General features: G+C 72.9%; 26 protein-coding genes. 16 read left to right on the forward strand and 10 right to left on the reverse strand.

Going from position 1 to position 26041, the window contains the following annotated elements; all coding sequences use genetic code 11:
• Positions 1 to 27 precede the first annotated feature (27 nt).
• The 9 genes from PE066_RS06715 (at position 28) to PE066_RS06755 (ending at position 10214) form a co-directional block, all read left to right on the forward strand.
• The gene (locus PE066_RS06715) at positions 28 to 1362 is read left to right on the forward strand and encodes a phenylacetate--CoA ligase family protein (RefSeq protein ID WP_440480584.1); all 1335 of its coding nucleotides are present in this window, start codon (positions 28 to 30) and stop codon (positions 1360 to 1362) included.
• 1 nt (position 1363) lies between these two features.
• Positions 1364 to 1834 carry a (2Fe-2S)-binding protein gene (locus PE066_RS06720; protein WP_271235784.1) on the forward strand — a complete coding sequence of 157 codons (471 nt, stop codon included), beginning with the start codon at positions 1364 to 1366 and terminating at the stop codon, positions 1832 to 1834.
• The gene (hcrA, locus tag PE066_RS06725; RefSeq protein WP_271235785.1) at positions 1831 to 4194 is read left to right on the forward strand and encodes a 4-hydroxybenzoyl-CoA reductase subunit alpha; all 2364 of its coding nucleotides are present in this window, start codon (positions 1831 to 1833) and stop codon (positions 4192 to 4194) included. The genes PE066_RS06720 and hcrA overlap by 4 nt, the downstream gene beginning before the upstream one ends.
• Positions 4194 to 5174 carry a 4-hydroxybenzoyl-CoA reductase subunit beta gene (gene hcrB, locus PE066_RS06730; protein ID WP_271235786.1) on the forward strand — a complete coding sequence of 327 codons (981 nt, stop codon included), beginning with the start codon at positions 4194 to 4196 and terminating at the stop codon, positions 5172 to 5174. Before hcrA ends, hcrB begins: the two co-directional genes overlap by 1 nt.
• 51 nt (positions 5175 to 5225) lie before the next feature.
• Positions 5226 to 7397: an AMP-binding protein gene (locus tag PE066_RS06735; RefSeq protein WP_271235787.1), complete on the forward strand. Its 2172-nt coding sequence runs from the start codon at positions 5226 to 5228 to the stop codon at positions 7395 to 7397.
• Positions 7394 to 8080 (forward strand): AMP-binding protein, encoded by a 687-nt coding sequence (locus tag PE066_RS06740; RefSeq protein WP_271235788.1) that lies wholly within the window; start codon positions 7394 to 7396, stop codon positions 8078 to 8080. Before PE066_RS06735 ends, PE066_RS06740 begins: the two co-directional genes overlap by 4 nt.
• Positions 8077 to 8328, forward strand: coding sequence for a DUF2249 domain-containing protein (locus PE066_RS06745; RefSeq protein ID WP_271235789.1), 252 nt, complete (start codon positions 8077 to 8079; stop codon positions 8326 to 8328). The genes PE066_RS06740 and PE066_RS06745 overlap by 4 nt, the downstream gene beginning before the upstream one ends.
• Before the next feature lie 55 nt (positions 8329 to 8383).
• A complete protein-coding gene (locus PE066_RS06750; protein ID WP_271235790.1) occupies positions 8384 to 9661 on the forward strand; it encodes a hypothetical protein in 1278 nt (425 codons plus the stop codon).
• Between the two features lie 70 nt (positions 9662 to 9731).
• Positions 9732 to 10214: a hemerythrin domain-containing protein gene (locus tag PE066_RS06755; protein ID WP_271235791.1), complete on the forward strand. Its 483-nt coding sequence runs from the start codon at positions 9732 to 9734 to the stop codon at positions 10212 to 10214.
• A 468-nt stretch (positions 10215 to 10682) separates the two neighbouring features.
• Here the strand turns inward: PE066_RS06755 and PE066_RS06760 are convergent, their stop codons facing one another.
• The 5 genes from PE066_RS06760 to ubiU are packed head-to-tail and all read right to left on the reverse strand — an operon-like array spanning position 10683 to position 15127.
• Positions 10683 to 12164, reverse strand: a complete 1482-nt coding sequence (locus PE066_RS06760; protein WP_271235792.1) for a UbiD family decarboxylase — start codon at positions 12162 to 12164, stop codon at positions 10683 to 10685.
• A gap of 8 nt (positions 12165 to 12172) precedes the next feature.
• Positions 12173 to 12748: a UbiX family flavin prenyltransferase gene (locus PE066_RS06765; protein WP_271235793.1), complete on the reverse strand. Its 576-nt coding sequence runs from the start codon at positions 12746 to 12748 to the stop codon at positions 12173 to 12175.
• On the reverse strand, positions 12745 to 13194 hold the full coding sequence (ubiT, locus tag PE066_RS06770; protein WP_271235794.1) for a ubiquinone anaerobic biosynthesis accessory factor UbiT: 450 nt from the start codon (positions 13192 to 13194) through the stop codon (positions 12745 to 12747). The genes PE066_RS06765 and ubiT overlap by 4 nt, the downstream gene beginning before the upstream one ends.
• Entirely contained in the window at positions 13194 to 14090 is an 897-nt protein-coding gene (gene ubiV / locus PE066_RS06775; protein ID WP_271236520.1) for a ubiquinone anaerobic biosynthesis protein UbiV, read from the reverse strand. Before ubiV ends, ubiT begins: the two co-directional genes overlap by 1 nt.
• Positions 14091 to 14092: 2 nt before the next feature.
• On the reverse strand, positions 14093 to 15127 hold the full coding sequence (gene ubiU / locus PE066_RS06780; protein WP_271235795.1) for a ubiquinone anaerobic biosynthesis protein UbiU: 1035 nt from the start codon (positions 15125 to 15127) through the stop codon (positions 14093 to 14095).
• 147 nt (positions 15128 to 15274) lie between these two features.
• Here ubiU and PE066_RS06785 point away from each other — a divergent pair, with 147 nt between their 5' ends.
• From PE066_RS06785 to PE066_RS06795, 3 genes are all read left to right on the forward strand, one after another.
• Complete coding sequence (locus PE066_RS06785) at positions 15275 to 16042, forward strand: Crp/Fnr family transcriptional regulator (protein WP_271235796.1); 768 nt, start codon at positions 15275 to 15277, stop codon at positions 16040 to 16042.
• 191 nt (positions 16043 to 16233) lie between these two features.
• On the forward strand, positions 16234 to 16533 hold the full coding sequence (locus tag PE066_RS06790) for a hypothetical protein (RefSeq protein WP_271235797.1): 300 nt from the start codon (positions 16234 to 16236) through the stop codon (positions 16531 to 16533).
• A 124-nt stretch (positions 16534 to 16657) separates the two neighbouring features.
• The gene (locus tag PE066_RS06795) at positions 16658 to 17482 is read left to right on the forward strand and encodes a class I SAM-dependent methyltransferase (RefSeq protein WP_271235798.1); all 825 of its coding nucleotides are present in this window, start codon (positions 16658 to 16660) and stop codon (positions 17480 to 17482) included.
• 54 nt (positions 17483 to 17536) lie between these two features.
• Here PE066_RS06795 and PE066_RS06800 read toward each other — a convergent pair whose 3' ends face one another.
• The 3 genes from PE066_RS06800 to PE066_RS06810 form a co-directional block, all read right to left on the reverse strand.
• Complete coding sequence (locus tag PE066_RS06800; protein WP_271235799.1) at positions 17537 to 17968, reverse strand: hypothetical protein; 432 nt, start codon at positions 17966 to 17968, stop codon at positions 17537 to 17539.
• 151 nt (positions 17969 to 18119) lie between these two features.
• Positions 18120 to 18932, reverse strand: coding sequence for a SapC family protein (locus PE066_RS06805; protein ID WP_271235800.1), 813 nt, complete (start codon positions 18930 to 18932; stop codon positions 18120 to 18122).
• A gap of 2 nt (positions 18933 to 18934) precedes the next feature.
• Positions 18935 to 20233, reverse strand: a complete 1299-nt coding sequence (locus PE066_RS06810) for a hemolysin family protein (RefSeq protein ID WP_271235801.1) — start codon at positions 20231 to 20233, stop codon at positions 18935 to 18937.
• A gap of 24 nt (positions 20234 to 20257) precedes the next feature.
• Between PE066_RS06810 and PE066_RS06815 the strand changes: the two genes are divergently transcribed.
• Positions 20258 to 21094, forward strand: coding sequence for a symmetrical bis(5'-nucleosyl)-tetraphosphatase (locus tag PE066_RS06815; RefSeq protein ID WP_271235802.1), 837 nt, complete (start codon positions 20258 to 20260; stop codon positions 21092 to 21094).
• Between the two features lie 69 nt (positions 21095 to 21163).
• Here PE066_RS06815 and PE066_RS06820 read toward each other — a convergent pair whose 3' ends face one another.
• Both PE066_RS06820 and ypfJ read right to left on the reverse strand, forming a co-directional pair.
• Complete coding sequence (locus tag PE066_RS06820) at positions 21164 to 22597, reverse strand: DEAD/DEAH box helicase (RefSeq protein WP_271235803.1); 1434 nt, start codon at positions 22595 to 22597, stop codon at positions 21164 to 21166.
• Between the two features lie 57 nt (positions 22598 to 22654).
• Positions 22655 to 23515: a KPN_02809 family neutral zinc metallopeptidase gene (gene ypfJ / locus PE066_RS06825; protein ID WP_271235804.1), complete on the reverse strand. Its 861-nt coding sequence runs from the start codon at positions 23513 to 23515 to the stop codon at positions 22655 to 22657.
• A 62-nt stretch (positions 23516 to 23577) separates the two neighbouring features.
• Between ypfJ and pcp the strand changes: the two genes are divergently transcribed.
• The 3 genes from pcp to PE066_RS06840 are packed head-to-tail and all read left to right on the forward strand — an operon-like array spanning position 23578 to position 26040.
• Positions 23578 to 24216 carry a pyroglutamyl-peptidase I gene (gene pcp / locus PE066_RS06830; RefSeq protein WP_271236521.1) on the forward strand — a complete coding sequence of 213 codons (639 nt, stop codon included), beginning with the start codon at positions 23578 to 23580 and terminating at the stop codon, positions 24214 to 24216.
• Positions 24217 to 24271: 55 nt separating this feature from the next.
• Positions 24272 to 25123, forward strand: coding sequence for a 3',5'-nucleoside bisphosphate phosphatase (locus PE066_RS06835; protein WP_271235805.1), 852 nt, complete (start codon positions 24272 to 24274; stop codon positions 25121 to 25123).
• Complete coding sequence (locus PE066_RS06840; RefSeq protein ID WP_271235806.1) at positions 25120 to 26040, forward strand: DMT family transporter; 921 nt, start codon at positions 25120 to 25122, stop codon at positions 26038 to 26040. Before PE066_RS06835 ends, PE066_RS06840 begins: the two co-directional genes overlap by 4 nt.
• Position 26041 lies beyond the last annotated feature (1 nt).

Genomic DNA, 26041 nt, shown 5'->3' on the forward strand with positions numbered 1-26041 from the left:
ACGAGACAACCAGAGACCAACAACACCATGGATGCCGCCAGTCCCACCGAAGCCGGCCGCGAGCAGCGCTTCCTGCACGCCGAACTGGAGACGATGCCGCGCGAGAAGATCGCGGCGCTGCAGTTGCGCCGCCTGCGCGACACGCTGGAGAACGCGTACGCCCACGTGCCGCCGGTGCGCCGCAGGCTCGACGAAGCCGGCGTGCGCCCGTCGGACGTGCGCCGGCTGGAGGACGTGGCGCTGCTGCCCTTCACGAAGAAGACCGACCTGCGCGACAACTTCCCGTTCGGCCTGTTTGCGCGGCCGGTGGCGCAGCTGGCCCGCCTCCATGCCTCCTCCGGCACCACCGGCAAGCCCACCGTGGTGGGCTACACCCGCCAGGACCTGGACCAGTGGGCCGACCTGATGGCGCGCTCGCTGTTCGCGGCCGGCGCCCGGCCCGGCGACATCGTGCACAACGCCTACGGCTACGGCCTGTTCACCGGCGGCCTCGGCGCCCACTACGGCGCCGAGCGGCTGGGCGCGGTGGTGGTGCCGGTGTCCGGCGGCGGCACCGAACGCCAGGTCGACCTGCTGCAGGACTTCGGCGCCCGCGTGCTGTGCTCGACTCCCTCGTACGCACTGGCCATCGCCGAGGCGGCCGAGCAGCAGGGCGTGGACCTGCGCCGCAGCCGGCTGCGCATCGGCCTGTTCGGCGCCGAGCCCTGGAGCGCGGCCATGCGGCGCGAGATCGAGGCGCGCATCGGCCTGAAGGCCGTCGACGTCTACGGCCTGTCCGAGATCATGGGCCCCGGCGTGGCCTGCGAGTGCGAATGCCAGGACGGCCTGCACGGCTGGGAGGACCACTTCCTGTTCGAGGTGATCGACCCCGACACCGGGGTGCCGGTGCCCGAGGGCCAGGCCGGCGAGCTGGTGATCACCACCCTGACTAAGCAGGCGCTGCCCATGCTGCGCTACCGCACCCGCGACATCACCCGCCTGACCACCGAGCGCTGCGCCTGCGGCCGCACCCATGCGCGCATCCTGCGCATCACCGGCCGCAACGACGACATGCTGATCATCCGCGGCGTCAACGTCTATCCCTCGCAGATCGAGGCGGTGCTGGTCGGGCGCGCGATGCTGGCGCCGCACTACCAGCTGGTGGTCACCCGCGAGGGCATCCTGGACGAGGTGGCCATCGAGGTGGAGGCGCAACCGGGCGTGCCCGCCGACGACTACGCCCACCTGGGCCGCGACCTGGCCCACCACGTCAAGGTGCACGTCGGCATCAGCACCCGCGTCAGCGTGCTCGAGCCCGGCCGCGTCGCCCGCTCGCAAGGCAAGGCCGTCCGAGTGCGCGACCTCAGGCCAAAGGAATCCTGAAATGCCACACGAAGTGCTCACGCTCGAAGTCAACGGCCGCAGTCAGCAGGTGGTGGCGCCAGGCAGCGCGCTGCTGCTGGAGGTGCTGCGCGACAAGCTGGGGCTGACCGGCACCAAGCAGGGCTGCGACGGCGGCGAATGCGGCGCCTGCACCGTGCTGGTGGATGGCGAGCCGCGGCTGGCCTGCATCACGCTGGCCCGCAGCGTCGCCGGGCGCCGGGTCGAGACCATCGAGGGGCTGCTGCGGTCGGGCCGCATGGGCCGGCTGCAGCAGGCTTTCCACGAGAAGCTCGGCACCCAGTGCGGCTTCTGCACGCCCGGCATGGTGATGGCGGCCGAGGGCCTGCTGCGGCGCGAGCCCGATCCGACCGAGGCGCAGATCCGCGAGGCGCTGGCCGGCAACCTGTGCCGCTGCACCGGCTACGTGAAGATCGTCGAATCGGTGCAGGCCGCCGCGGAGCCCCGGCCATGAAGCGCGACCCGCACGCGCCGCAGCGGCCGGTGGCGCCGCCCACCCATTCGGTGGGCGAGCGCACGCCGCTGGTCGACGGCATCGAGAAGGTGACCGGCCGCGCCCGCTACACCGCCGACCTGCCGGTCGGCCCCACGCTGGTCGGCCTGATCGGCCGCAGCCCGGTCGCCCACGGCGTGATCCGCTCGATCGACGCCAGCCGCGCGCTGGCCCTGCCCGGCGTGCGCGCCGTCGTCACCGGCCAGGATTTCGCCGCGCCCTACGGCGTGATCCCGATCGCCCAGAACGAGTGGCCGCTGGCGCGCGACAAGGTGCGCTACCGCGGCGAGCCGCTGTTCGCCGTGGCTGCCGACGACGAGGCGGCGGCGCGCGCCGCGCTGGCCGCCGTGCAGGTGGAGATCGAGGCATTGCCGGCGTACTTCGACGCCGCCGCCGCGCGCGCCGACTCCGCCGTGCTGCTGCACGACAACAAGCCGGGCAACCTGGAGCGCCAGGTCGAGCAGCACTTCGGCGACGTCGAGGCCGGCTTCGCCGCCGCCGACCTGGTGCTGGAGCGCCGCTACGAATGCGCCGAGGTCGCGCACGGCCAGATCGAGCTGAACGCCAGCATCGCGCAGTGGGAGCCCGAGCGCGAGCGCCTGACGATCCACTCGGTGACCCAGGTGCCCTACTACCTGCACCTGATGCTGGCCCAGACGCTGGGCCTGGACAGCGCCCAGGTGCGGGTGGTCAAGCCCTTCGTCGGCGGCGGCTTCGGCCACCGCGTCGAGCCGCTCAACTTCGAGATGGTGGCGGGCGCGCTGGCCCGCGCCGCCGGTGGCACGGTGAAGCTGGAGCTCACGCGCGAGGAGGTGTTCCTCACCCACCGCGGCCGGCCGCACACCGAGGTGCGACTGAAGATCGGCCTCCAGCGCAGCGGCGAGATCACTGCGGTGGACTGCGAGGTGGTGCAGCGCGGCGGCGCCTACGGCGGCTACGGCCTGGTCACCATCCTGTATGCCGGCGCGCTGCTGCATGCCCTCTACAAGGTCGGGGCGGTGCGCTACCGCGGCTATCGCGTGTACACCAACCTGCCGCCGTGCGGCGCGATGCGCGGCCACGGCGCGGTCAACGTGCGCTTCGCCTTCGAGTCGCTGCTCGACGAGATGGGCCGGCAGCTCGGGCTCGACCCGTTCGCGCTGCGGCGCGCCAACCTGATCGAGGCGCCGTACCGCACGCTCAACGACCTGCAGGTCAATTCCTACGGCCTGCCCGAGTGCCTGGACGCGGTGGAGCGCGCCTCCGGCTGGCACGAGCGCCGCGGCCGGCTGCCGCCCGGCCGCGGCCTGGGCATGGCCTGCTCGCACTACGTCAGCGGCTCGGCCAAGCCGGTGCACTGGAGCGGCGAACCGCACGCGGTGGTCAACCTCAAGCTCGACTTCGACGGCAGCATCACCATCCTGACCGGCGCCGCCGACATCGGCCAGGGCTCCAACACCCTGCTCACGCAGGTGGTGGCCGAGGTGCTGCTGCTGCCGATGTCGCGCATCCGGGTGGTGTCGGCCGACAGCCTGCTCACGCCCAAGGACAACGGCTCCTACTCGTCGCGGGTGTCGTTCATGGTCGGCAACGCCGGCCTGCGCGCCGCCGAGGCGCTCAAGCGGGTGCTGGTCGAGGCCGCCGCCAGGCACCTGCAGGTGGCGCCCGAGCAGCTGGAATGGGGCGGCGAATCGTGCTGGGTCGCCGGCACCGAACGCTCGCTCGACTGGGCCGGCTGCGTGCAGGCGGCGCTGGCCGACGCCGGCACCCTCACCGTCAAGGGCGCCTGGTCGACGCCGCCGGAAACCCAGGGCGGCAAGTTCCGCGGCGCCGCCGTCGGCTCCACGGCCGGCTTCAGCTACGCGGCGCAGGTGGTGGAGGTGCAGGTCGACGAGGACACCGGCGCCGTGCGCGTCGAGCAGGTCTGGATCGCGCACGACTGCGGCCGCGCCCTCAACCCGCTGGCGGTCGAAGGCCAGGTGCAGGGGGCCGTCTGGATGGGCATGGGCCAGGCGCTGAGCGAGGAGACGCAGTACCACGCGGGGCTGCACCTGCGGCCCAACCTGCTCGACTACCGCATCCCGACCATCGCCGAGTCGCCGCCGATCGCCGTCACCCTGGTCGAGAGCCTGGACCCGCTCGGCCCGTTCGGCGCGAAGGAGGGCAGCGAGGGCGGCCTGCACGGCTTTCCGCCGGCGCTCACCGCCGCCATCGCGGACGCGCTGGGCCTGCGGCTGTCGGCCCTGCCGGTCACGCCCGATCGCCTGTTCGATGCGCTGCAGGCGCGGCGCCGCGGGCAGAAGCGCCAAGGCGCCAGGCGCACCCTGCCGGAGGCCTCCTGATGCACGCCCTGCCCGAGTTCACCCTGCGCCGCCCGGCCAGCCTTGCCGAAGCCGCCGCCCTGCTGGCGGCCGAGCCCGCTGCGCGGCTGGTCGCCGGCGGCACCGACCTGCTGCCCAACCTGCGCCGTGGGCTGGAGCAGCCGCCGGTGCTGGTCGACCTGTCGGGGCTGCAGCAACTGGCAACGATCGAGGTTGGCCGCGACAGCGGCCTGCTGCTGGGCGCCGGCCTGACGCTGGCCGAACTGGGCCGCAACCGGACCCTCGCCGAGCGCTGGCCGGCGCTGGCCGAGGCGGCGCGGCAGGTCGCGGCCCCCGGCCACCGCACCGCCGCCACGCTGGGCGGCAACCTGTGCCAGGACACCCGCTGCGTCTTCTACAACCAGAGCGAGTGGTGGCGCGCCGCCAATGGCTACTGCCTCAAGCGCGGCGGCGACACCTGCCACGTCGCGCCGCAGGGCGATCGCTGCCACGCCGCTTTCGCCAGCGACCTGGCGCCGGTGCTGCTGGCGCTGGGCGCCGAGGTGGAACTGCACTCGGCCACCGGCTCGCGCTGGATCCCCCTGCCGGCGCTCTACCGCGACGACAGCGCGGCCCACCTGGCGCTGGCGCGCGGCGAATTGCTGACGCGGGTGCGCCTGCCGGCCGGCCGGCCCGGCCAGCGGTGCGGCTACCGCAAGGCGCGGGTGCGCTCGGCGGTCGATTTCCCGCTGGCTGCCGTGGCCGTCTCCTGCGTGCTCGAAGACGGCCGCCTGGCTTCGCTGGCGATCGGCTTGTCGGGAACCAACTCGTTCCCGGTGCTGCTGGCCGGCACCGGCACGCTGGCCGGCCGCCCGGTCGACGGCGACCTGCTGGCCGCGGTGGGCAAGCTGGTGCAGCAGCAAGCCAGCCCGATGCGCAGCACGGTGACACCGTCCCACTACCGGCGCCAGGTGGCGGCCGCGACCGCGCAGCGGCTGCTGCGCGAACTGGCCCTCGGCTGACGCAGGGCATCCGCCGCTTCGACCCTGGCCCGCACCATCGAGGAGACGCCGATGTCCTGCCCCCGGTGCCAAGCCCCCGACGCTGACGAAGCGGGTGACGACTCGATCTGCTGCGCCGGTGCCCCGACGCAGTGGCAATGCGACCTCTGCGGCAAGGTCAGCGAAGGCTTCGCATTTCCCTACGGCGGCTGCCCGCTGTGCGGCGGCAAGCTGGTGCTGCGCCCGCCGGGGCACGACGCGCGTCCCGAGGGCGCCGCGCTGGAAGCCGTGCGCATGGCCTTCGAGATCGAACTGGGCGGGCGCGCCTTCTACCAGCAGGCGGCCGTGGAAGCCGGCGACCAGGCGATGCGGGCGCTGTTCGGCGGCCTGGCCGTGCTCGAGGGCGAGCACATGGAACTGCTCTCGCGCCGCTACCACGTCGAGCCGCCCGCACCGCAGCCGCCGTTCCCGGTGCAACGGGCCGCCCTGTTCGCCGAAGTCGAGCACCGTCCGCAGGACCCCGACAACCTGTTCCGCATCGCCATCGGGCTGGAAAAGCGCGCCGCCGCGTTCTTCGCCGCCCACGCGGCGCAGGCCGCGGCCGGCTCGACCGAGCAGCGCCTGTACCTGGAGCTCGGCGCCGAGGAGCGCGAGCACGTCGCGCTGCTCACCGCCGAACACGCGCGCTGGCGCACCGGCAAGGCCGGCCTGTCCGGCGGCCGGCCGTTCGGCGACCCCGTGCCTGCGGCCGCGCCGCAGGCTGGCGCGCCGTTCAACGCGGCCGCGCTGCTGCTGGCCGGGGGCAAGCCGGACCACGTCGCGCTGGTGTGCGGCGACCAGCAGCTGACCTATGGCGAGTTGCGCACGCGCGTGGCCCAGGCCGCGGCGGTCTGGCAGGCGCGCGGGCTGCGACCGCGCGACCGGGTCGCCATCAAGCTGCCCGACGGCATCGACTGGGTCGTGGCCTTCCTCGGCACCATCTGGGCCGGCGGCGTGGCGGTGGCGGTCAACCCGCAGATCCCGGCCCCCGAATGGCACTACATCCTCGACGAAGCCGGCTTCAACGTGATCCTGGCCGAGAGCGCGCAGGACACGCCGGCGCCCTGGTGCGACCGGGTGATGCGGGTGGACGAGGGCCGGCGCGCCGTGGCGGCGGCCACGCCGGTGCCGCCGCACGCCGTCGGCGGCGAAGAGCCGGTGTTCTGGGTCCACTCCTCCGGCACCTCGGGCAAGCCCAAGGCGGTGGTCCATGCGCACCGCTTCGTGCACGAGATCGAGCGGGTCTCGCGCGAGCGGGTCGGCATCACCGCGGATGACCGCCTGTTCGCGACCTCGCGCCTGTTCTTCTCCTACCCGCAGACCAACAGCCTGTTCGCCGGCCTGAAGATCGGCGCCACCGTCATCCTCGATCCGCAGTGGCCGACGGCGGCCTCGGCGGTCGCCACCGCCGAGCGCACCCGGCCCACGGTGTTCCTGAGCGTGCCGTCGCTGTACCGCTCGATCCTGCACGCCGGCCTGGCGCCGCGGCTGGCCGCGGCCGGCGTCCGCTGCTGCGTCTCGGCCGGCGAAGCCCTGCCGGCCAGCCTGCGTGCCGCCTGGCGCCAGGCCTGCGGGCTGCCGATGCTGGACGGCTACGGCGCCTCGGAGACGCTGGTGCTGGTGCTGACCGCCGCCGACGGCGACGACGGCCTGCAGCCCTCGCCGGGGGTCGAGATCGAGCCGGCCGATCCGCAAGCCGCGGCGGCGGGCCTACCGACCCGGCTGCAGTTGCGCGTGTCGACGCTGGCGCTGGGCTACCTGGACCGGCCGCTGGCCCAGGCCGAGACCTTCCGCGACGGCGCCTTCTGCCCGGCCGACCTGTTCCTGCGCACCGCCGGCGGCGGCTGGCGCTTCGCCGGGCGCGAGGACTCGCTGGTCAAGATCAAGGGCCGCTGGGTCAACCTGGTGGAGCTGGAAGAGAAGCTGGCCGCCGGCGCCGCCGGCCTGCTGGAAGCCGGCGCGGTCTGCGTGCCGGACGCCGACGGCGTCGACAGCGTGGCGCTGTTCTACGTGGCGCGCGACGGCCAGGCCGAAGCCGTGGCCCAGGTGCTGCGCGAGCGGGCGGCGGCGCTGCCGCCGTACCAGCGGCCGAGCCTGCTGCTTGCGGTGCCGGCGCTGCCGCGCACGCCCACCGGCAAGCTGCTGCGCCGCCGGCTGGCCGAACTGCTGCCGCCACCGGCCGGGCGGCCGGAGCCCGGACCATGACCGAACCCGCCGATCGCATCAACGCCGCCGCGCTGCTGCTGGCGCGCGGCCTGCCTTCGCAAGCGGCCGTGGCCGGCCCCGACGGCAGCGCGGACTACGCCGCCTTGCGCTCGCAAGTGGCGCAGGCCGCGGGCGCCTGGCACGATTTCGGGGTGGAACCCGGCGAGGTCGTGCTGCTGCGCCTGCCGCCGGGCTTGGAGCGCAGCGTCGCCTTCCTCGGCGCGATTTGGGCCGGCGCGGTGCCGGTGCCGCTGGGCGAAGGCGACGAGGGCCATCGCGGCGACCCCTGGGACGCGCACGCGCCCGCCCGCTTCATCCTGGCCGCCTCGCGCGCCGGCTACGCCTCGGCCTGGCGCGACAGCGTGCTCACGCGGCTGGAGTGGCGTGCCGGGCTCGGCGCGGCCGGCGCCGCCGAGCCCGTCGCGCTGCCGCCCCAGGCGCCCTGCTGCTGGACCGAGCCGCGCCGCCGCGGCGGCGACGGCGCCCGGCTGCTGCGGCACGCGTTCGCGCAATTGCAACCGCGCGAAGTGCCGAGCGCCGGCGGCGAGCCGGTCGAGGCGCCGACCATGCTGGCGCTGCTGCGGGCGTTGCGGCGCGGCGCCAGCGCCGTCATCGGCGACGCGGCCGGCGCCGGCTCCGCACCGCGGCGCACCGCCCCGGCCGAAGCGCTGGCACTGCCATGAACGCCGCATCCGTCCCGACCTGGACCGAGGACGGCCTCGAGCACCTGGACGTGCGCGGCCTGCCGCCGCCGCAGCCGCTGGTGATCATCCTGCGCTGGCTGCAGCAGGGCGCGCGCCGCGCGCCGCTGCTGGTGCACCTGGAGCGCGACCCGGTGATGCTGTACCCCGAGCTGGCCGAGATCGGCTGGGAGGGCGTGCGGCAACCGGGTGCGCCGGGCGACGTCCGATTGCTGCTGAGGCCGTCGTGATGAGCGCCGTCCGCCCGCCCGCGTGCACGGCCGCCCGCGACTGGGAGGTGCGGCCGTGAACGCGATCGGCGGCGCCTTCCTCGGCGGCGCCAGCGGCCGGCTGCTGCCCGCCTCGGTGCCGCTGCGCTTCTTCGGCACGGCGGCCGCCTGCCACGTGCTGGCCTGGCTGGCCCTGGCGCTGGCGCCGGGCGACTGGCTGCAGTTCGCCGGCGGACTGGGCTGGCCGCTGGCGGGGCTGCACCTGTTGACGCTGGGCGTGTTCGGCATGACCGCGCTGGGCGCCGCCGCCCAACTGCTGCCGGTGGCCACGCGCCAGGCGCCCGTCGGCGAGCGCGCCCTGGCGGCGATCTGGTGGTTCTACAGCGGCGGGCTGGCGCTGCTGGCGCTGGGCATGGGGCTGGCGCGGCCATCGTGGCTGCTGGCCGGCGGCAGTGCCGTGGGCGCCGCGCTGGCCGCCTGGTCGCTGCTGGTGGCGCGCCACCTGCTGGGGGCGCGCGGCATGCCCGGCGTGCTGATGCATGCCTGGGGCGCGCTGGCGTCGCTGCTGGTGCTGCTGGCGTCGGCCCTGCTGCTGATCGCCGGCTGGCAGGGCTGGCCGGCGCCCGCGCGCGCCGAGCTGCTGCCGCTGCACCTGCTGTTCGCCCCGTTCGGCTTCATGGGGCTGCTGGTGCTGGGGCTGTCGTACATCCTGGTGCCGATGTTCACGCTGGCGCATCCCACGCCCAGCGAACGGCTGCAGCTGGCCTCGGGCGGGCTGGTCATGGCGGGGCTGCTGCTGGGTGCGGCTGCGGTGCTGATGCCGGACCTGGCGCTGCTGCGCGGCGCCGCCTGGGCCGCCGGCAGCACCGGCGTGCTGCTGCACCTGGTCCTGATGCGCCGCTCGATCACCCAGGGCATGCGCAAGTCGCTCGGCCGCTCGTTCGTGCTGCTGCACCTGGGCTGGGGCGCGCTGCTGCTGACGCTGGTGCTGGGCGGCGTGCTGTGGGCCGGCGTCGACGACGCGCGGCTGCGCGCCGGCTTCGCGCTGGCGCTGCTGGCCTGGCTGCTGAGCACGGTGCTCGGCTTCATGCAGCGCATCCTGCCGTTCCTGGCGGCGCTGCACGCGGCGGCCGGCCGGCGGCGCGGGCCCACGGCGTCGTCGCTCACCCACGAGCCCTCGCTGCGCGTGCACTTCGCCTGCCACGCGGCCGCGTTCGGCCTGCTGGCGCTGGCGGTGCTGCTGCAGGCGCCGCTGCTGGCGCGGCTGGCCGCGGTCGTCGGGCTGGCGGGCGCGGGCGCGTTCGCGGCCTTCCATGTGCACCTGCTGCGGCGCCTGCGCGCCGCCCGGAATTGAAGAAGGTCAAGGCGGCGGCGACGCCTTGTGCCTATCGTGGATCGACCGGAAGTTCCCGAGGAGACGCAACATGAGCACCACCCAAGTCGGACGCATGCTGGACGAAGAGCACCGCACCAACCTCGACCTGCTGGCCCGGGTCGAGCAGGCGATCGGGCGTGCGCCCGCGGCCACCGAGGAGCTGACGCGCCTGCTGCAGCGGTTCGCGCATGCGATCGAGTTCGACATCGGCCGGCACTTCCAGTTCGAGGAGGAGTTCCTGTTCCCGCGCATGGCGGAGGCCGGCGACGGCGCCATGGCCGAGCTGATGACCGAGGAGCACCAGTCGATCCGCGAGGTCGCCGCCGAACTGCTGCCGCTGGTGCGCCTCGTCGCCGCCGGCCAGGTCGACGAGGAATCCTGGGACCGGCTGCGCATGCTCACGCTGGAACTGGTGGAGCGCCAGGTCAGCCACATCCAGAAGGAGACCATGGCGCTGCTGCCGCTGCTGGAGGACCTGCTGGATGCGCAGACCGACGGCGAGCTGGCGCTGGAGTATTCGGCAGAGGCTTGAGGCGCCTCAAAGCAGGAAGCCGTCTTACCGGGGTTGCCGGGAGGACCGTGCCGAGCCGGACCCAGAAAGTGTCGTGGTTGCTTGCACCCGTGCTGCGGTTCCCGCGGCGAGCGGCGCCTGGCGGGGCTGATTTGTGGGGCGCCGCGAAATTTCTCCGGCCTGGGGCAGCGCGCCGCAGGCGCGCGACCGTGCTCTGACTGGCGGCATCTGTTTGAGCAGCGCGACGAAGGAGCGCAGCGAGTTATGCCGCCCGCCCCAGGCCGGAGAAATTTCGCGGGAAGCCCCTGCGAGCGACAGCGAGCAGGGGCCGCCACACCATGAAGCACCGCCAGGCGCCGCCCGCCGCGCCCCCCGAACGTCGTGCGGGCTCCCGGGCCGAAGGCGCGTTGCGCAGGATCCCCCGGCTTCGCGGGGACGACGAGGTTGGGCTTCTCGTCCACCTATTCAAATCGCCGAAACCAAAGCGGGTCACAACCCCAGCCCCTCGCACAGCACCCGGGCCCGCTCGCGCACCGCCGCCTCCATCTCGATCGGCCGGCCCCACTCGCGCGACGTCTCCCCCGGCCACTTGTTGGTGGCGTCCATCCCCATCTTGCTGCCCAGCCCGGCTTCCGGCGAGGCGAAGTCCAGGTAGTCGATCGGGGTGCGCTCGACCAGCATCGTGTCGCGCGCCGGGTCCATGCGGGTGGACATGGCCCACACCACCTCGCGCCAGTCGCGCACGTCCACGTCGGCGTCGACCACGATCACGAACTTGGTGTAGAGGAACTGGCGCAGGTGGCTCCACACGCCCATCATCACCCGCCGTGCGTGGCCGGGGTAGGCCTTGCGGATCGCCACCACCGCCACCCGGTAGCTGCAGGCCTCGGGCGGCAGGTGGAAATCGGTGATCTCGGGAAAGGCGCGCTGCAGCAGCGGCACGAACAGCTCGTTCATCGCCAGCCCCAGCACCGACGGCTCGTCGGGCGGCTTGCCGGTGTAGGTGGAGTGGTAGATCGGCTCGCGCCGCATCGTGATGCGCTCCACCGTCAGCACCGGGAATTCGGCCTGCTCGTTGTAGTAGCCGGTGTGGTCGCCGTAGGGCCCTTCCAGCGCGTGCTCGTAGCCGCTGGCGTGGGCGGCGTCGGGGCGGATGTGGCCTTCCAGCACGATCTCGGCCGTGGCCGGCACCACCAGCGGCACGCCGAGGGCGGGCGTGACCTCGCTGCGGCTGCCGCGCAGCAGGCCGGCGAACTGGTACTCCGACAGCGCATCGGGCACCGGCGTCACCGCGCCGAGCAGGGTGGCCGGATCGGCGCCCAGCGCCACCGCCACCGGGTACGGCTGCCCGGGGTGCGCCAGCCCGTGGTCTCGGAAATCCAGTGCGCCGCCGCGGTGCGGCAGCCAGCGCATGATGAGGCGATTGCGACCCAGCACCTGCTGGCGGTAGATGCCCAGGTTCTGGCGCGGCTTGTGCGGCCCGCGCGTGATGACCAGGCCCCAGGTGATCAGCGGCGCGACGTCGCCCGGCCAGCAATGCTGGATCGGCAGCCCGCCGAGATCGACCTCGGCGCCCTCCAGCACGCGCTGCTGGCAGGGCGCTCCCGACACCTGGCGCGGGTTCATGTGCCACAGCCGGCGCAGCAGCCCGCCCACGCCCATCATCTCCTTCAGGCCCTGCGGCGGCGCAGGCTCGCGCAGCCGCGCCAGCAGCTCGCCGATCGGCCGCAGCTCGCGCAGGTCGGACACTCCCATCGCCCGCGCCACCCGCTGCGGCGTGCCGAACAGGTTGCCCAGCACCGGCATCGAATGCCCGGCCGGCTGCTCGAACAGCAGCGCCGGGCCGCCGGCGCGCAGCACGCGGTCGCACACCGCCGTCATCTCCAGCACCGGCGACACCGGCTCGGCGATGCGGCGCAGCTCGCCGTCGGCCTCGAGCTGGCCGATGAACTCGCGCAGGTCGCGGTACATGGGCCGGTTCAGGCGGCGTCCTGCAGCCCGGCCCAGCGCGCCGACAGCGCGTGCGGCACATCCAGCAGGTCCAGCACCCGGGCCACCGCGTGGTCGACGATGTCCTCGACACTGCGCGGGCGCAGGTAGAACGCCGGCACCGGCGGGCAGACGATGGCGCCCATCTCGGTGACCGCCACCATGTTGCGCAGGTGGCCCAGGTGCAGCGGCGTCTCGCGCGCCAGCAGCACCAGCCGGCGGCGTTCCTTCAGCGTGACGTCGGCGGCGCGCGTGACCAGGTTGTCGCCCAGCCCGTGGGCGATGGCGGCCAGCGTGCGCATCGAGCACGGTGCGACGATCATTCCGCGGCAGGGGAAGCTGCCGCTGGCGATGGTGGCGCCGACGTCGCGCGGGTCGTGGCTGACGTCGGCCAGCTCGGCCAACGATTGCGGCGCCATGCCCAGCTCGTGCCGGATGCTGCGGCCGGCCGCCTCCGACATCACCAGGTGGGTCCGCACGCCCTCGCAGCCGCGCAGCACCTGCAGCAGCCGCCGGCCATAGACCGCGCCGCTGGCGCCGGTGATGGCGACGATCAGGGACGTCAAGAACGGCCCCGCCGCGGCCAGCCGCCATGCAGCAGCGGCCGCTCCAGCGCATCGAGCGTGTTCTTCACGATCAGGCCCAGCTCGGTGTCGCCTTCCATCGACAGGCGGCGGTCGAAGAACAGCATGTCGGCATCGACCGTGCGCTGCGCCAGGCGCAGGAAGTCGGGCCCGCTGGCCGTGATGGCGAGGTCGACCTGCGGTTGCCGCGGCAGCGGCTTGAAGCGCCGGCCGTCCCAGGTGAAGTCGAGCTGCACGCGGGCATCGCGCACGCCGATGCGCAGGCGCTTGCCGCGCAGCCGCTCGGACACGTCCAGCGGCAGTTGCGGGGCCAGGCCGACATTGAGCGCGGTGGCCAGCGCCAGGCTGGCGGGAAAGGAAGGCAGCCGCTGCAGCACCGCGGCGATGGGCGCCGGGCACTCGGGCAGGCGCAGTTCGGTGGCTGCCATCAGGCCGCTCCTGCGACCTGGGCCAGGCCGGCCTTGCCGTGCCAATAGCCGTTGCAGGGCTCTCCGGGCAGCAGCTCGCGCAAGGCCTGCTGCCCGCTGCCGGCGGCCAGCTCGCCGCGACGCACCGCGTCGAACAGCCGCACCACCTCGGCCATCTGCCTGGACTGCGGGCTCAGCCGCAGCACGTCCACGCCCATCGCCTGCAGTTCCGGCACCTCGCCGATCAGGCTGTGCACGCGCGCCGATTGCGTCTGGATGCCGTTGAGCACCAGGAAGGGTTCGCCCTCGCGCGTGGACAGCAGCAGGCCGTCGGGGTCGTTGATGCACAGGAAGCCGCAATCGTCCTTGGGCAGGTTGTGGTGGCGGGCGGTGAAGCAGCGCGCCGAGTACGCCAGCGGCAGGCGCCCGAACGCGAACACCTCGGTCTGCAGGCCCGCCGGCCGGGCCGCCTGCAGCGCCGGCAGGCCTTCGCGCCCGATCTCCAGCGGCACCACCCAGCGCATGGCGCCCAGCCCGGCCATCCACTGCAGCGAGTCGGCGTTGAACAGGTTCAGGTGCACGCCGGCCACGAAGGGCCCGCGCGCGGCGACGCTGCGCACCGCGCCCATGTCGTTGGCCTCGACCCGGAATGAGCCGTTGGCGGCGATGCGCTGCATGGCCGCCACGTCGCTGCCCGACTCCAGCAGCACCTGGGTGGACAGCACCACCTGCTTGCCGGCGTCCTGCAGCATCCGGGCGATCTCCAGCCAGTCGGCCGGGCGCAGCTCGTGGCGGCGCGAGCACACCACCTCGCCGAGGTAGACGATGTCGACCGGCCAGCCGGCGGCATCGGCATAGAAGGACAGCACTTCCGGGCGGGGCCAGTAGTACTGGATGGGACCGAGCGACAGCTGCATGCTCATTTCCAGGGGCGGTGGTAGGCGCCCAGCGTGTGCTGCTGGCCCTCGGCGAGCTGGTCCAGCTGCACCATCCAGCGCGTGTTGACGGCGTAGCGGTGCGACAGCGCCAGGCACTGGTCGATCGCCTCGCGCCAGACCCGCGTGACCTGCGCCACGTAGGCTGGGCTGCGCTGGCGACCCTCGATCTTGACGGCGCGCACGCCGATCTTCACGAGTTGCGGCAGCAGCTCCAGCGCATTGAGGCTGGTGGGCTCTTCCACCGCGTAGTAGGCCTTCTCGTCGGCGACGTCGAAGCGGCCCTTGCACAGCGTGGGGTAGCCGGCCTTCTCGCCGGCGCCGTAGCGATCGATCAGCACGCCGCCCAGGCGCGCCTCCAGCCCCTGCGGCTTTTCCTCCCAGCGCACCGCCTTGGCCGGCGAGCACACGCCGTGCATGTTGGGCGACTCGCCGGTGGCGTACGACGACAGCGCACAGCGGCCCTCGACCATCACGCACAGGCTGCCGAAGCCGAACACCTCGATCTCCACCGGCGTGTGGGCTATCACGTGGCGCACCTGCTCGAGCGACAGCACCCGCGGCAGCACCGCCCGCTGGATGCCGAACTGCTCGTGGTACAGGTTGATGGCCTCGTGGTTGGTGGCCGAGCCCTGCACCGACAGGTGCAGCCGCAGCTTCGGGTGCTGGCGCGCGGCGTACTGCATCAGGCCGGGGTCGGCCAGGATCACCGCATCGACGCCCATCGCCGCGGCGGTGTCGACGGCAGCGCGCCAGCGGCCCGGGTCGCCCGGCGCCGGGTAGGTGTTGATGGCCATCAGCACCTTGCAGCCGCGCCCGTGGGCGTGGCGGATGCCTTCCGCGATGGCCTTCTCGTCGAAGTTCAGGCCGGCGAAGTTGCGCGCGTTGGTGGCGTCGCGCAGGCCCAGGTAGACGCAGTCGGCGCCTTCGTCGACGGCGGCGCGCAGGGCGGGCAGGCTGCCGGCGGGGCAGACGAGTTCGAGCCGGGCCGGCTCGGCTGTGACGGATGGGGCAGGCACGTGGCGGGCAGCGGACGCGAAGCGGTGACAACCTGCACGATAGGGCCGGGCTTGCGAAAAAACCTTGATCTTCTTCAAGGTCTCGCGCCGCGGCCCCTGCTGGAATCGTCACCGTGCCGTTTTCTGCACACGGCACCGGAGACCGCCATGTTCGACATGCCCACGCAACCCCATGCCGGGGAGCCGGCGCCCGCCGGCGAACCGGTGCCGCCGCTGGAGGCGGGGCGGCCCTGCGCGGCCTGCGGCCTGCTGCCACTGTGCTTCCCGCACGGCCGCGGGGTGCCGGCGCCGATCGCCATCCGCCACCAGCGGGTGGCCAAGGGCGACAGCCTGTTCCGCCGCGGCGACAGCTTCCTGCACGTGCAGGCGGTGAAGACCGGCTACTTCAAGACCGTGATCTCCGACCGGCTCGGCACCGAGCAGGTGATCGGCTTCCACCTGCCGGGCGACCTGCTCGGGCTGGACGGCATGCTGCACGGCCAGCACGGCTGCGACGCCATCGCGCTGGAAGACGCCGAAGTCTGCGTCGCCTCCTGCTTCGACGCCGGCGAGATGTGCCGCCAGTCGGCGCAGGTGCAGGAGGGCTTCTGGCGCTCCTTCGCGCAGGTGCTCACCGGTCACGAGCGCCGCGCCCTGCTGCTCGGCCAGGGCGTGCAGGCGCAGCAGCGGCTGGCGATGTTTCTGGAAGACTGGTCGCGCCGCCTGCGCGCCGCCGGCCTGCCGCACCAGGAGATCGTGCTGCCCATGACCCGGCAGGAAATCGGCAGCCTGCTCGGCCTGGCGCTGGAGACCATCAGCCGCTGCTTCGCCAAGCTGGAAAGCAAGGGCGCGATCGAGGTGCGCCAGCGCTCGATCCGGATCGTCGATGCAAAGCTGCTGGCGGGCGCGGGCTTGTGGCCGGGCGAAGGCGGCTGAGTCGGCCGTCGCCCGCCCACTGGCGGCATTCGCCTGGCCTGGCAGCCGCGGCCGGCAGTACCGGCGTCCCGTGACGGAAAGGACATCCCTCCCATGGCGTGCGCCTCACGGCCAGCGCATGCTGGATGCGCGGCGCCGGGGCCCGGCGCACGCAAGACCCTGCCCTTCATGGAATTCTTAGGAGAAGCGCCATGTACACGTTTGTGCGGGAAGTGACGTTCCGGACCATGGCCGACATGATGCGCGGCCTGCCCGTCGCGGCGGAGATCGTCAAGTTCTACAAGGATGTCGCCGGCACCGAGATCCGGGTCCAGCGCGCGTTGACCGGTTCGCCGGTCTGCATCCGCTACGTGGCGGAACTGGACTCCCTGGACGAGTGGCAGCGGATCCAGGAGCAGGTGGCGCAGAACCCCGTGTTCCACAAGCTGCTGGCCGAGATGGGGCCGCTGGTGGACGGCAGCCGGACCCACGACCAGATCTGGCGGACCTGACCGCGCCGCTGGCGAGCCACGGCGACTGCCGTCCGTCGCCTGGCCACGGCAGCGACCGGCCGCTGGCGGGACGGCGGCAGCACGGTGCTAACCTGCGTCCGGTCCACCCGCGGAGGCGATCGACGTGAATGCCGCATCCAGCACCTTCCTGGCCACCGATGGCGACGGCTACGAGTTGAACATGGGCCGGTGGAGCCGGCAGCTGGCTCGCCACTTCCTGGACTTCACCGGCACCGGCGTCGGCGACGGCGAGCGCATCCTGGACGTGGGGTGCGGGACGGGTCACCTCGCCGCCGCCGCGGCTGAACGGTCCGCCTCGGCGCAGGTGCTCGGGGTCGACATCTCGCCGGTCTATGTCGAGTACGCGCGACGGCAGTACCCCGAGGCCCGCATCTCGTTCCGGGTCGGCGATGCCTGTGCCCTCGATTGCGCCGATGCGTCGTTCGACCGGGTGCTGTCGATGCTGGCGCTGCACTTCGTGCCACGGACGGAGGCCGCCATCGGCGAGATGGTGCGGGTCGCGAAACCCGGCGGCGTCGTGGCGGCCACGGTCTGGGACGTGCGGGGCGGCTACGTCGCGAACCGCCTGTTCTTCGACACCGCGGCCGCGCTGGACCCGGCCGCCGGCATCCGGCGGGCGCGCAACTACACGCGGCCGCTGACCCGTCCGGGCGAACTGGGGGCGGCCTGGCGCGCCGCAGGCCTGGCCGACGTGCAGGAGACCGTGCTGGCCATCCGGATGGCCTTCGCCTCGTTCGCCGACTACTGGCAGCCCTACCTAGGCAACGATGGCCCGGGCGCCGAGTACGTGCACGGCCTGGACGAAGCGCGGCGCAGCCGGCTGCAGGAAGCCGTCCAGGCGGCGTACCTCGATGGCGAGCCGGACGGGCCGCGCTCGTACGCCGCCCTGGCCTGGGCCGTGCGCGGCGTGGTGCCCGCCGCGGCCTGAGCGGGCCGGGGCCGGCCCGCGTTCAGGCAACCGGGGCGACGATGCGCGCCAGCCCTACTGATGCCCGTGCGGCGTGCCCGTTTCCCCCATCGGGGTGTGGTGGGTGCTTTGCTGCCCCACGAAGTTCAGCTCGCCGGGCTGGTCGGGATTGCGACCCGGGCCCATCCTTCCGCCGCCCATCCTCCCGCCGCCCATCCAGCCGGCGCCCATCCCGCCCGCGCCCATCCGGTTGACGTCCGGGGCGGGCGAACTGCCCGGCATGGCCTCGCTGGCGCCGAGCACCTGCTGCGGGCGCTGGAAGGCATCGCCGTGCGGCGAGCCTGTCTCGCCCATGGGCGCCTGCCAGCTGTTCTGCTGGCCATAGATCGTCATGCTCGGGTCGAGCTGGCCCGAATAGCCCATTCGCGCCTGAGCCGCCGCGCCGCCCGCGAGGGTGGCGGCGGCTGCGAAAGTGAGGAAACCCTTGAGGAGAGGGGAAGGTCGCATCGTCAAACTCCTGAGCACCGCCAGGGCGCCGGCGGCTCGCGACCGACACGTTAGTCCGGCAGCCCCCCTCGCCGGCGTCGGCCTCCCCGCAGCCTTCGCGTCGGAGATTCCTTCGGTCGGCCTGGGTGCGTGCCGGCGACGGCCCCGCGCCTCAGGTACGTGGCGACGACGCCTTCTTCCCGGCCGTGGCCTTGGCCGGCGCCGGGGGCTTGGCATCGGCTTCGGCCTTGGCCGCCGCCGGGCCGGCCCCGCGCTGCGCCATCCGGTCCACCAGCTTGTTCAGGTTGGACAGCGACAGCAGGTGCATGGAGACCAGGTGCAGCTCGCCGCTGCGGAACAGCGACAGCACCTTGTCGTCGGGCAGCTCGCGCAGCTTGTTCTCGTCGACCACCATCAGCCCGGCGATGGTGAAGCTGCGGCCATCGACCAGGTCGGCCTTGGCGCTCATCTCCACCAGCACGCCGGCGTCCACCAGCTTGCGGCAGAACGACTCGGTGCGCAGGTACTCCATCTGGTAGCGCTGCAGGAAATCCAGCGCGTTCTGCAGGAACGGCGTGTTGCCGCCCCTGTCGTCGAACAGCGCCTCGCCGTCCTGCTCGTTCAGGCCGGGGAAGGCCTCGTCGATGCACACGCCCATCTGCTCGCCCGGCAGCTCGGCCAGCACGAAGGGATAGCGGCGCACGAAGGCCGGGATGTAGGCCGCGGTCCAGCGGTCCTCGCCGTCGACGAACAGGTTCTCCTGGTTGCGCAGGCCCAGCATCACCACCGGCGCGACCTTGCCGCCGGGCTGGCGGGCAAAGACGATGGCGTACTCCTTGCACGCCTCGGTGAACTCGACCCCCGCCAGGTACAGCGAGTTGGCCTGGCGCGCGAAGCCGAAGCCGCTGCTCGGACGGATCTTGCGGCTGCGGTGCAGCTCGCGGTTGAGCAGCACCGGCTTTTCGTAGTACAGGGTCTCCGTCATCCTCACTCCTCGTTCGTATCGTCCGTCCGGGGCAGGGCCAGCACCTTGTCGATGCGCTTGCCGTCCAGGTCCACCACCTCGAAGGTCCAGGCTCCGCACTCTATCCGCTCGCCGACCCCCGGCAGGTGGCCGGACACCGCCATCAGCAGGCCGGCCACGGTGTTGTAGCGCCCGCGCTCCTCCTCCGGCAGCTCGCGGATGTCGAGCCGGGCCTTGAGCTCCGCCACCGGCATCAGGCCGTCCAGCAGCCAGGTGCCGTCCTCGCGCGGGGTGGCCCAGGGCTCGGTGGTCGCCTCCGGGCTGAGCTCGCCGGTGATGGCCTCCAGCAGGTCGCGCGGGGTCACCATGCCCTGCACCACGCCGTATTCGTCGACCACGAACACGATGCGGTGCGACTGGCGCCGGAACTGCTCGAGCAGCTCCATGCCCGACAGGGTCTCGGGCACGAAGGCGGCCGGCACCGCCTGCGCCTCGATCGTGCCCTGGTGCTGCGGCCCGAGCGACAGCAGCCGGGACACGCTGACCAGGCCCACCACGTCGTCCAGGCTGCCGCGGCACACCGGGTACCACGAATGCGCGCCTTCCTGCCCGGCCTGGCGCAGGCCGTCGGCCACCGGGGTGGACGCCTCCATCCATTCGATGTCCGAGCGCGGCACCATCATCGAGGTGAGCGGGCGGTCGTCGAGGTGGAACACGTTGCGCACCATCTGGTGCTCGTGGGCCTCGATCACGCCGGCATCGACCCCCTCTTCCAGGCTGTGCGCGATCTCCTCCTCGGTCATGCCGCGCGGCTGGGTGGTGTCGATGCGCAGCAGCTTGAGCGTGGCCTGGGTGGTGGCGGCCAGAAGGCGCACGAACGGCGAGGCGATGCGCGCCAGCCAGGTCATCGGCCGCGCGACCAGGCGCGCCACGTTCTCCGGGTAGAGCTGGCCGATGCGCTTGGGCACCAGCTCGCCGAACACGATGCTGACGAAGGTGATGATGGCCACCACGACGGCGGTGGCCGCCACGCTGGCGACGCCTTCGGAGGCGCCCAGCCCCTCCATCCAGGCCGCCAGGCCGGCGCTGAAGGCGGCCTCGCCGACAATGCCGATCAGCATGCTGATCGAGGTGATGCCCACCTGCACGGTGGACAGGAACTGGGTCGGGTGCTCCAGCAGGCGCAGCGCGGACGTGGCGGCGGCATCACCGTCCTCGGCCAGCGCCAGCAGGCGGGCCTTGCGGCTGGACGCGAGGGCCATCTCGGACATCGCGAACACGCCGTTGAGCAGCGTCAACAGCGCGATCAGCAGAAAATCCACGACTCTCGAGGGGATGCGGACACGATGGGACGACTTTATCTGATCGGGGACGTGCAGGGCTGCGACGCCGCGCTGGGGCGCCTGCTGGACGAAGTGGGCTTCTCCCCCAGCCGCGACCACGCGATCCTGCTGGGCGACCTGGTCAACCGCGGGCCGGCATCGGCCGCGGTGCTGCGCCGCATGATGGCCCTGGGCGCCTCGGCCACCTGCCTGCTGGGCAACCACGACCTGAGCCTGCTGGCCACGGCCCACGGCCAGCGCGCGCCGCACCGCAACGACACCATGGACTCGGTGCTGCGGGCGCCGGACCGCGAGGCCATGCTGGCCTGGCTGCGGCAGCAGCGCATGGCGCTGCACGCGCACGGCCTGCTGATGGTGCACGGCGGCGTGCTGCCGCAATGGGACCTGGCGCAGGTGCTGGCGCTGGCCGGCGAGGTCGAGGCGGTGCTGCGCGGGCCGGACCTCGGGGAATTCCTGGCGCAGATGTACGGCAACGAGCCGGCGCGCTGGGACGACGGGCTCGCCGGCGCCGACCGTTTGCGGGTGATCGTCAACGCGCTGACGCGGCTGCGCTTTTGCACGCCCGACGGCGTGATGGACCTGAAGGCCGATGGCCGCGCCGACCAGGCGCCGGCCGGCCTGCTGCCCTGGTTCGAGGTGCCCGGGCGGCGCACGGCCGGCACGCCGATCGCGTTCGGCCACTGGTCGCAGCTCGGCCTGCTGCTGCGCGAGGACGTGATCGCGCTGGACACCGGCTGCGTCTGGGGCGGCTGCCTCAGCGCCCTGCGCTACGACCCGGCAACGGGGTCACGCGAGGTGGTGCAGGTGAAATGTGAGCAGGCGCAGGCGCCGGGGAAGTAGGCGCCACAGGCGCGTTGCGCTGGATCCCCCGCCTGCGCGGGGGGTGACCGGATCTCGGAAACGCCGGCCTTACTGCTCCGCCGCCGGCTGCTTGAACAGCGCGGCCACCTTGCGCCGGGTCTTGATGTTGGCCGACACGCGGCTGACCGCCGGCTTGGCGGCAGTTTCCCAGGCCGGCCTGGCGTCGTCGGCCGGCGGCTGGTAGGGCTGCTCGAAGAACGGGTCGCGTGGTGCCTGCGGCGCGCGCGCCGGCCGCGCGCTGCGCTCGCGCGGCGGATCCAGCGCATCGCGCGGGTCGCCCAGCTCGCCGCGCTCGCGCCAGGTGCGGCGGCCGTCGTTGATGCGGCCGCGCGGGCGCTCGTCGTCGAACTCGAGCGGCTCCAGCTCGACCTTCTTCTTCAGCAGCTTCTCCAGGTCGGCCACCAGCCGGCCGTCGCCGGGCGACACCAGCGTCACCGCCAGGCCGGAGGCGCCCGCCCGGCCGGTGCGGCCGATCCGGTGCACGTAGTCCTCGGGGTTGAACGGCACGTCGAAGTTGAACACGGCCGGCACGTCCTTGATGTCCAGCCCGCGCGCGGCCACGTCGGTGGCCACCAGCAGGTCGACCTCGCCGGCCTTGAAGGCGGCCAGCGCCTTCAGCCGCTCGTCCTGGCTCTTGTCGCCGTGCAGGGCGGTGGTGCGCAGGCCATCGCGCTCGAGCGAGCGCGCCAGCCGCGCGCAGCCGAGCTTGCTGTTGACGAACACGAAGGCCTGGCTGAGGCCGCGCTGGCGCACGATCTGCTTGACGGCTCGCCGCTTGTCGTCGTCGCTGACGCTGTAGAAATGCTGTTCGACCGTCGAGGCCGTGGCGTTGGGCCGCGCGACCTCGATGGTGACCGGCTCCTTCAGGTAGCTGTTGGCCAGCCGCTTGATCTCGGGCGAGAAGGTGGCCGAGAACAGCAGCGTGGTGCGCTGCTTGGGCAGGTACGACAGGATGCGCTGCAGGTCGGGCAGGAAGCCGATGTCCAGCATGCGGTCGGCCTCGTCCAGCACCACGTACTCGACCTGGTTGAGCACGGCGTTCTTGGCCTCGATGTGGTCCAGCAGGCGGCCCGGCGTGGCCACCAGCACCTCGACGCCCTTCTTCAGCTCGGCGGTCTGCGGCTTCATGTCGATGCCGCCGAACACCACCGTGCTGCGCAGCTGGGTGTACTTGGCGTAGAGCTTGACCTGCTGGGCCACCTGGTCGGCCAGCTCGCGCGTGGGCAGCAGCACCAGCGCCCGCACCGGGTGGCGCGCCGGCGAGGTGGAGCTGTTCTCGTGCTTGAGCAGGCGCTGCAGCAGCGGCAGCGAGAACGCGGCCGTCTTGCCGGTGCCGGTCTGGGCCGCGCCCATCACGTCCTGGCCGGTCAGCACCACCGGGATGGCCTGCGCCTGGATCGGCGTCATCTGCTCGTAGCCCATTTCGGCCACGGCCCGCGCCAGCGGCTCGGCCAGGGAAAGCTTGGAAAAGGATGCAGTCATCAACCCGCGATTGTCTCACCCGGCCACGGATGAGGCCGGGACGCCCCGGATGGGGGCTCAGACCGCCCGGGCGCCGAAGGTGTCGCAGGCCTGCACGCTGCCCGTGCGCAGCCCGGTGGCGAACCAGCGCTGGCGCTGCTCGCTGGTGCCGTGGGTGAAGCGCTCCGGCACCACGGCGCGGCCGGCCGAGCGCTGCAGGGCGTCGTCGCCGATGCGGGCGGCGGCGTTCATCGCCTCCGCCACGTCGCCCTGCTCCAGGACCTGCCGGGCGTTCTGCGCGTGGTGGGCCCAGACGCCGGCAAAGCAGTCGGCCTGCAGTTCCAGCCGCACGCTCATGGCGTTCTGCTCGGCCGGGCTGGCGCGCGCCCGCAGGCGGTCCACCCGGGCGGTGATGCCCAGTTCCTGCTGCACGTGGTGGCCCACCTCGTGCGCGATCACGTAGGCCTGGGCGAAGTCGCCGGGCGCGCCCAGCCGGTTCTTCAGCGTCTGGTAGAAGTCCAGGTCGATGTAGACCTTCTGATCGGCCGGGCAGTAGAACGGCCCCATCGCCGACTGGCCGCTGCCGCAGGCGGTGCCGATCGCCCCGCGGAACAGCACCAGCCGGGGCTGGTCGTAGCGCGCCCCGCCCTGCTGGAACAGCTGGCCCCAGACGTCCTCGGTGTCGGCCAGCACGGTCGAGACGAAGCGCGCCAGGGTGTCGTTGGCCGGGATCGGCTGCGGCTGGCCCTGCTGCTCGGCCACCGGGCCGCCGCTGAGGATGCCCAGCAGGGTCAACGGGTTGATGCCGAAGAGCGCCCCGCCGACCAGCGCGATCACCAGGGTGCCGATGCCGATGCTGCGGCCGCCGAAGCCGAAGCCCCCGCCGCCGCTGCGCATGTCCTCGACGTTGTCCGATTCCCGGTTGCCTTCCCAGCGCATGATCCGAACCCCTGCGGTACAGTGATCCGATGCTAGGGAACGCCCCGTCCGCCGGTGTCGGCCTGCACCGCGTCCTCGTCACCGGTTTCGACCCGTTCGGCGGGCAGGCGGTCAACCCGAGCTGGGCGGCCGTGCAGGCCCTCGATGGGCTGCAGCTCGACGGCCACCGGGTGGTGGCGGCGCAACTGCCCACCCGGTTCGACCGCTGCCTGCACGAGCTCGACGAGCTCATCACGGCCCACCAGCCGGCCCTGGTGCTGTGCACCGGCCAGGCCGGCGGCCGCTCGGCGATCTCGCTGGAGCGGGTGGCGATCAACGTCGTCGACGCCCGCATCCCCGACAACGCCGGCGCCCAGCCGATCGACACCCCCGTGCAGCCGGACGGGCCGGCCGCCTACTTCAGCACCCTGCCGATCAAGGCCATGCTGGACGCCCTGCTGGCCGGCGGCATCCGGGCCGAGGTCTCGCAGACCGCCGGCACCTTCGTCTGCAACCATGTGTTCTACGGCCTGATGCACCGGCTGGCGAGCGATCCGGCCTGCGCCGGCGTGCGCGGCGGCTTCGTCCACCTGCCCTGGCTGCCCGAGCAGGGCCGCCCCTCGATGACGCTCGAGCAGGCGGTGTCCGGCCTGCAGATCGCCCTGCGCTGCGCCCTGCGCACCCGCACCGACATCCGCCGGCAGGCCGGCGCGCTGGACTGAGGGTCATCCATGGACGCGACGGCACAGCCGGGGCCGCGCTCCTAGAATCGATCCGGTGCCGATCCTCAACGCCGACCTCCATTGCCACTCGGTCGTGTCCGACGGCACGCTCACGCCGGAAGAGCTGGCCGCCCGGGCCAAGGGCAACGGCGTCGAACTCTGGGCCTTGACCGACCACGACGAAGTCGGCGGCCAGCACCGGGCCGCCGAGGCCGCCCGGGCCCAGGGCCTGAACTACCTCACCGGCACCGAGATCTCGGTCACCTTCGCCGGCGAAACCGTGCACATCGTCGGCCTGGGCTTCGACGCCGACGACCCGCGCCTGCGCCTGGGCCTGGCCGCCACCCGGGGCGGCCGCGGCCAGCGGGCGCTGGAGATGTCGGCGCAACTGGAGCAGGTCGGCATCCGCGGGGCCTACGAGGGCGCGCTGCGCTACGTCGGCAACCCCGAACTGGTCTCGCGCACCCACTTCGCGCGCTTCCTGGTCGAGGCCGGCGTGTGCAAGGACACCGCCGAGGTGTTCCGCAAGTACCTCACCGAGGGCAAGCCCGGCTTCGTGGCGCACCGCTGGGCCACGCTGAAGGACGCCGTGCACTGGATCACCGAGGGCGGCGGCGTCGCCGTGATCGCGCACCCGGCCCGCTACCGGTTCAGCGCCAACGAGGAGTACGCGCTGTTCACCGAATTCAAGGCGCACGGCGGCCAGGCGGTGGAAGTCGTCACCGGCAGCCACACCGCGGCGGAAGCCCAGCGCTATGCGCAGTCTGCGCTGGAGTTCGGCCTGGCCGCCTCGCGCGGCAGCGACTTCCACAGCCCCGACGAAAGCCACACCGACCTGGGCCGGCTCCCCCCGCTGCCCGAAGGCCTGACGCCGGTCTGGCACCTGCTGGCGGACCGCATCCGGTGAGCGCAGCGGCCATTCCGCGGCCGCGCAGTGCCGGCGCCGAGCTGGCCGGCATCGCCCTGGTGCTGGCCGCCTGCGCCTGCTTCGCCGCGCTGGACACCACCACCAAGGTGGTCAGCGCCTCGGTGCCCATGCTGATGGCGCTGTGGGTGCGCTACGCGTTCCAGGCGGTGGCGACCACGGCGGCCGTGCTGCCGGCACGCGGGCTGGCGGCGCTGCGCACCCGGCACCTGCCGTTCCAGTGCCTGCGCGGCGTGCTGCTGCTGGCCAGCAGCATGTTCGCGTTCCTGAGCCTGCGCTACCTGCCGGTGGGCGAATTCACGGCGATCATGATGATCGCGCCGCTGGTGGTGACCCTGCTGGCCGCCACCTTCCTGAAGGAGACGGTCTCGCCGCTGCGCTGGACGCTGGTGGCGGGCGGCTTCGCCGGCACGCTGGTGATCATCCGGCCCGGCGGCGAGGGCTTCACCTGGGTCATGCTGCTGCCGCTCGGGCTGGTCGCCACCAATGCCTGGTTCCAGGTCATCACCAGCCAGCTGGCGCGCACCGAGGACCCGGTCACCATGCACCTGTACACCGGCTGGGTCGGCACGCTGCTGGCCTCCGCGGTGCTGCCCACCGTCTGGGTGTCCGACCTCGCCAGCCCGTGGCTGTGGGCCGGCATGGGCTTCATGGGCCTGACCGCCACGGTCGGCCATTTCCTGCTGATCCTGGCCTACCGCAACACGCCGGCGTCGACGCTGACGCCCTACCTCTACTCGCAGATCGGCTTCGCCATGCTGGGCGGCTGGCTGGTGTTCGCCCACATGCCCGATGGCGGGTCGCTGATCGGCATGGGGCTGATCGCGCTGTGCGGCGCTGCCGGCGCCTGGCTCACGGTGCACGAATCGCGCAGCGGGCTGCGGCCCGCCAGAGCTTGAC

The organism is Ramlibacter tataouinensis, assembly GCF_027941915.1.
Classification (GTDB): domain Bacteria; phylum Pseudomonadota; class Gammaproteobacteria; order Burkholderiales; family Burkholderiaceae_C; genus Ramlibacter; species Ramlibacter tataouinensis_C.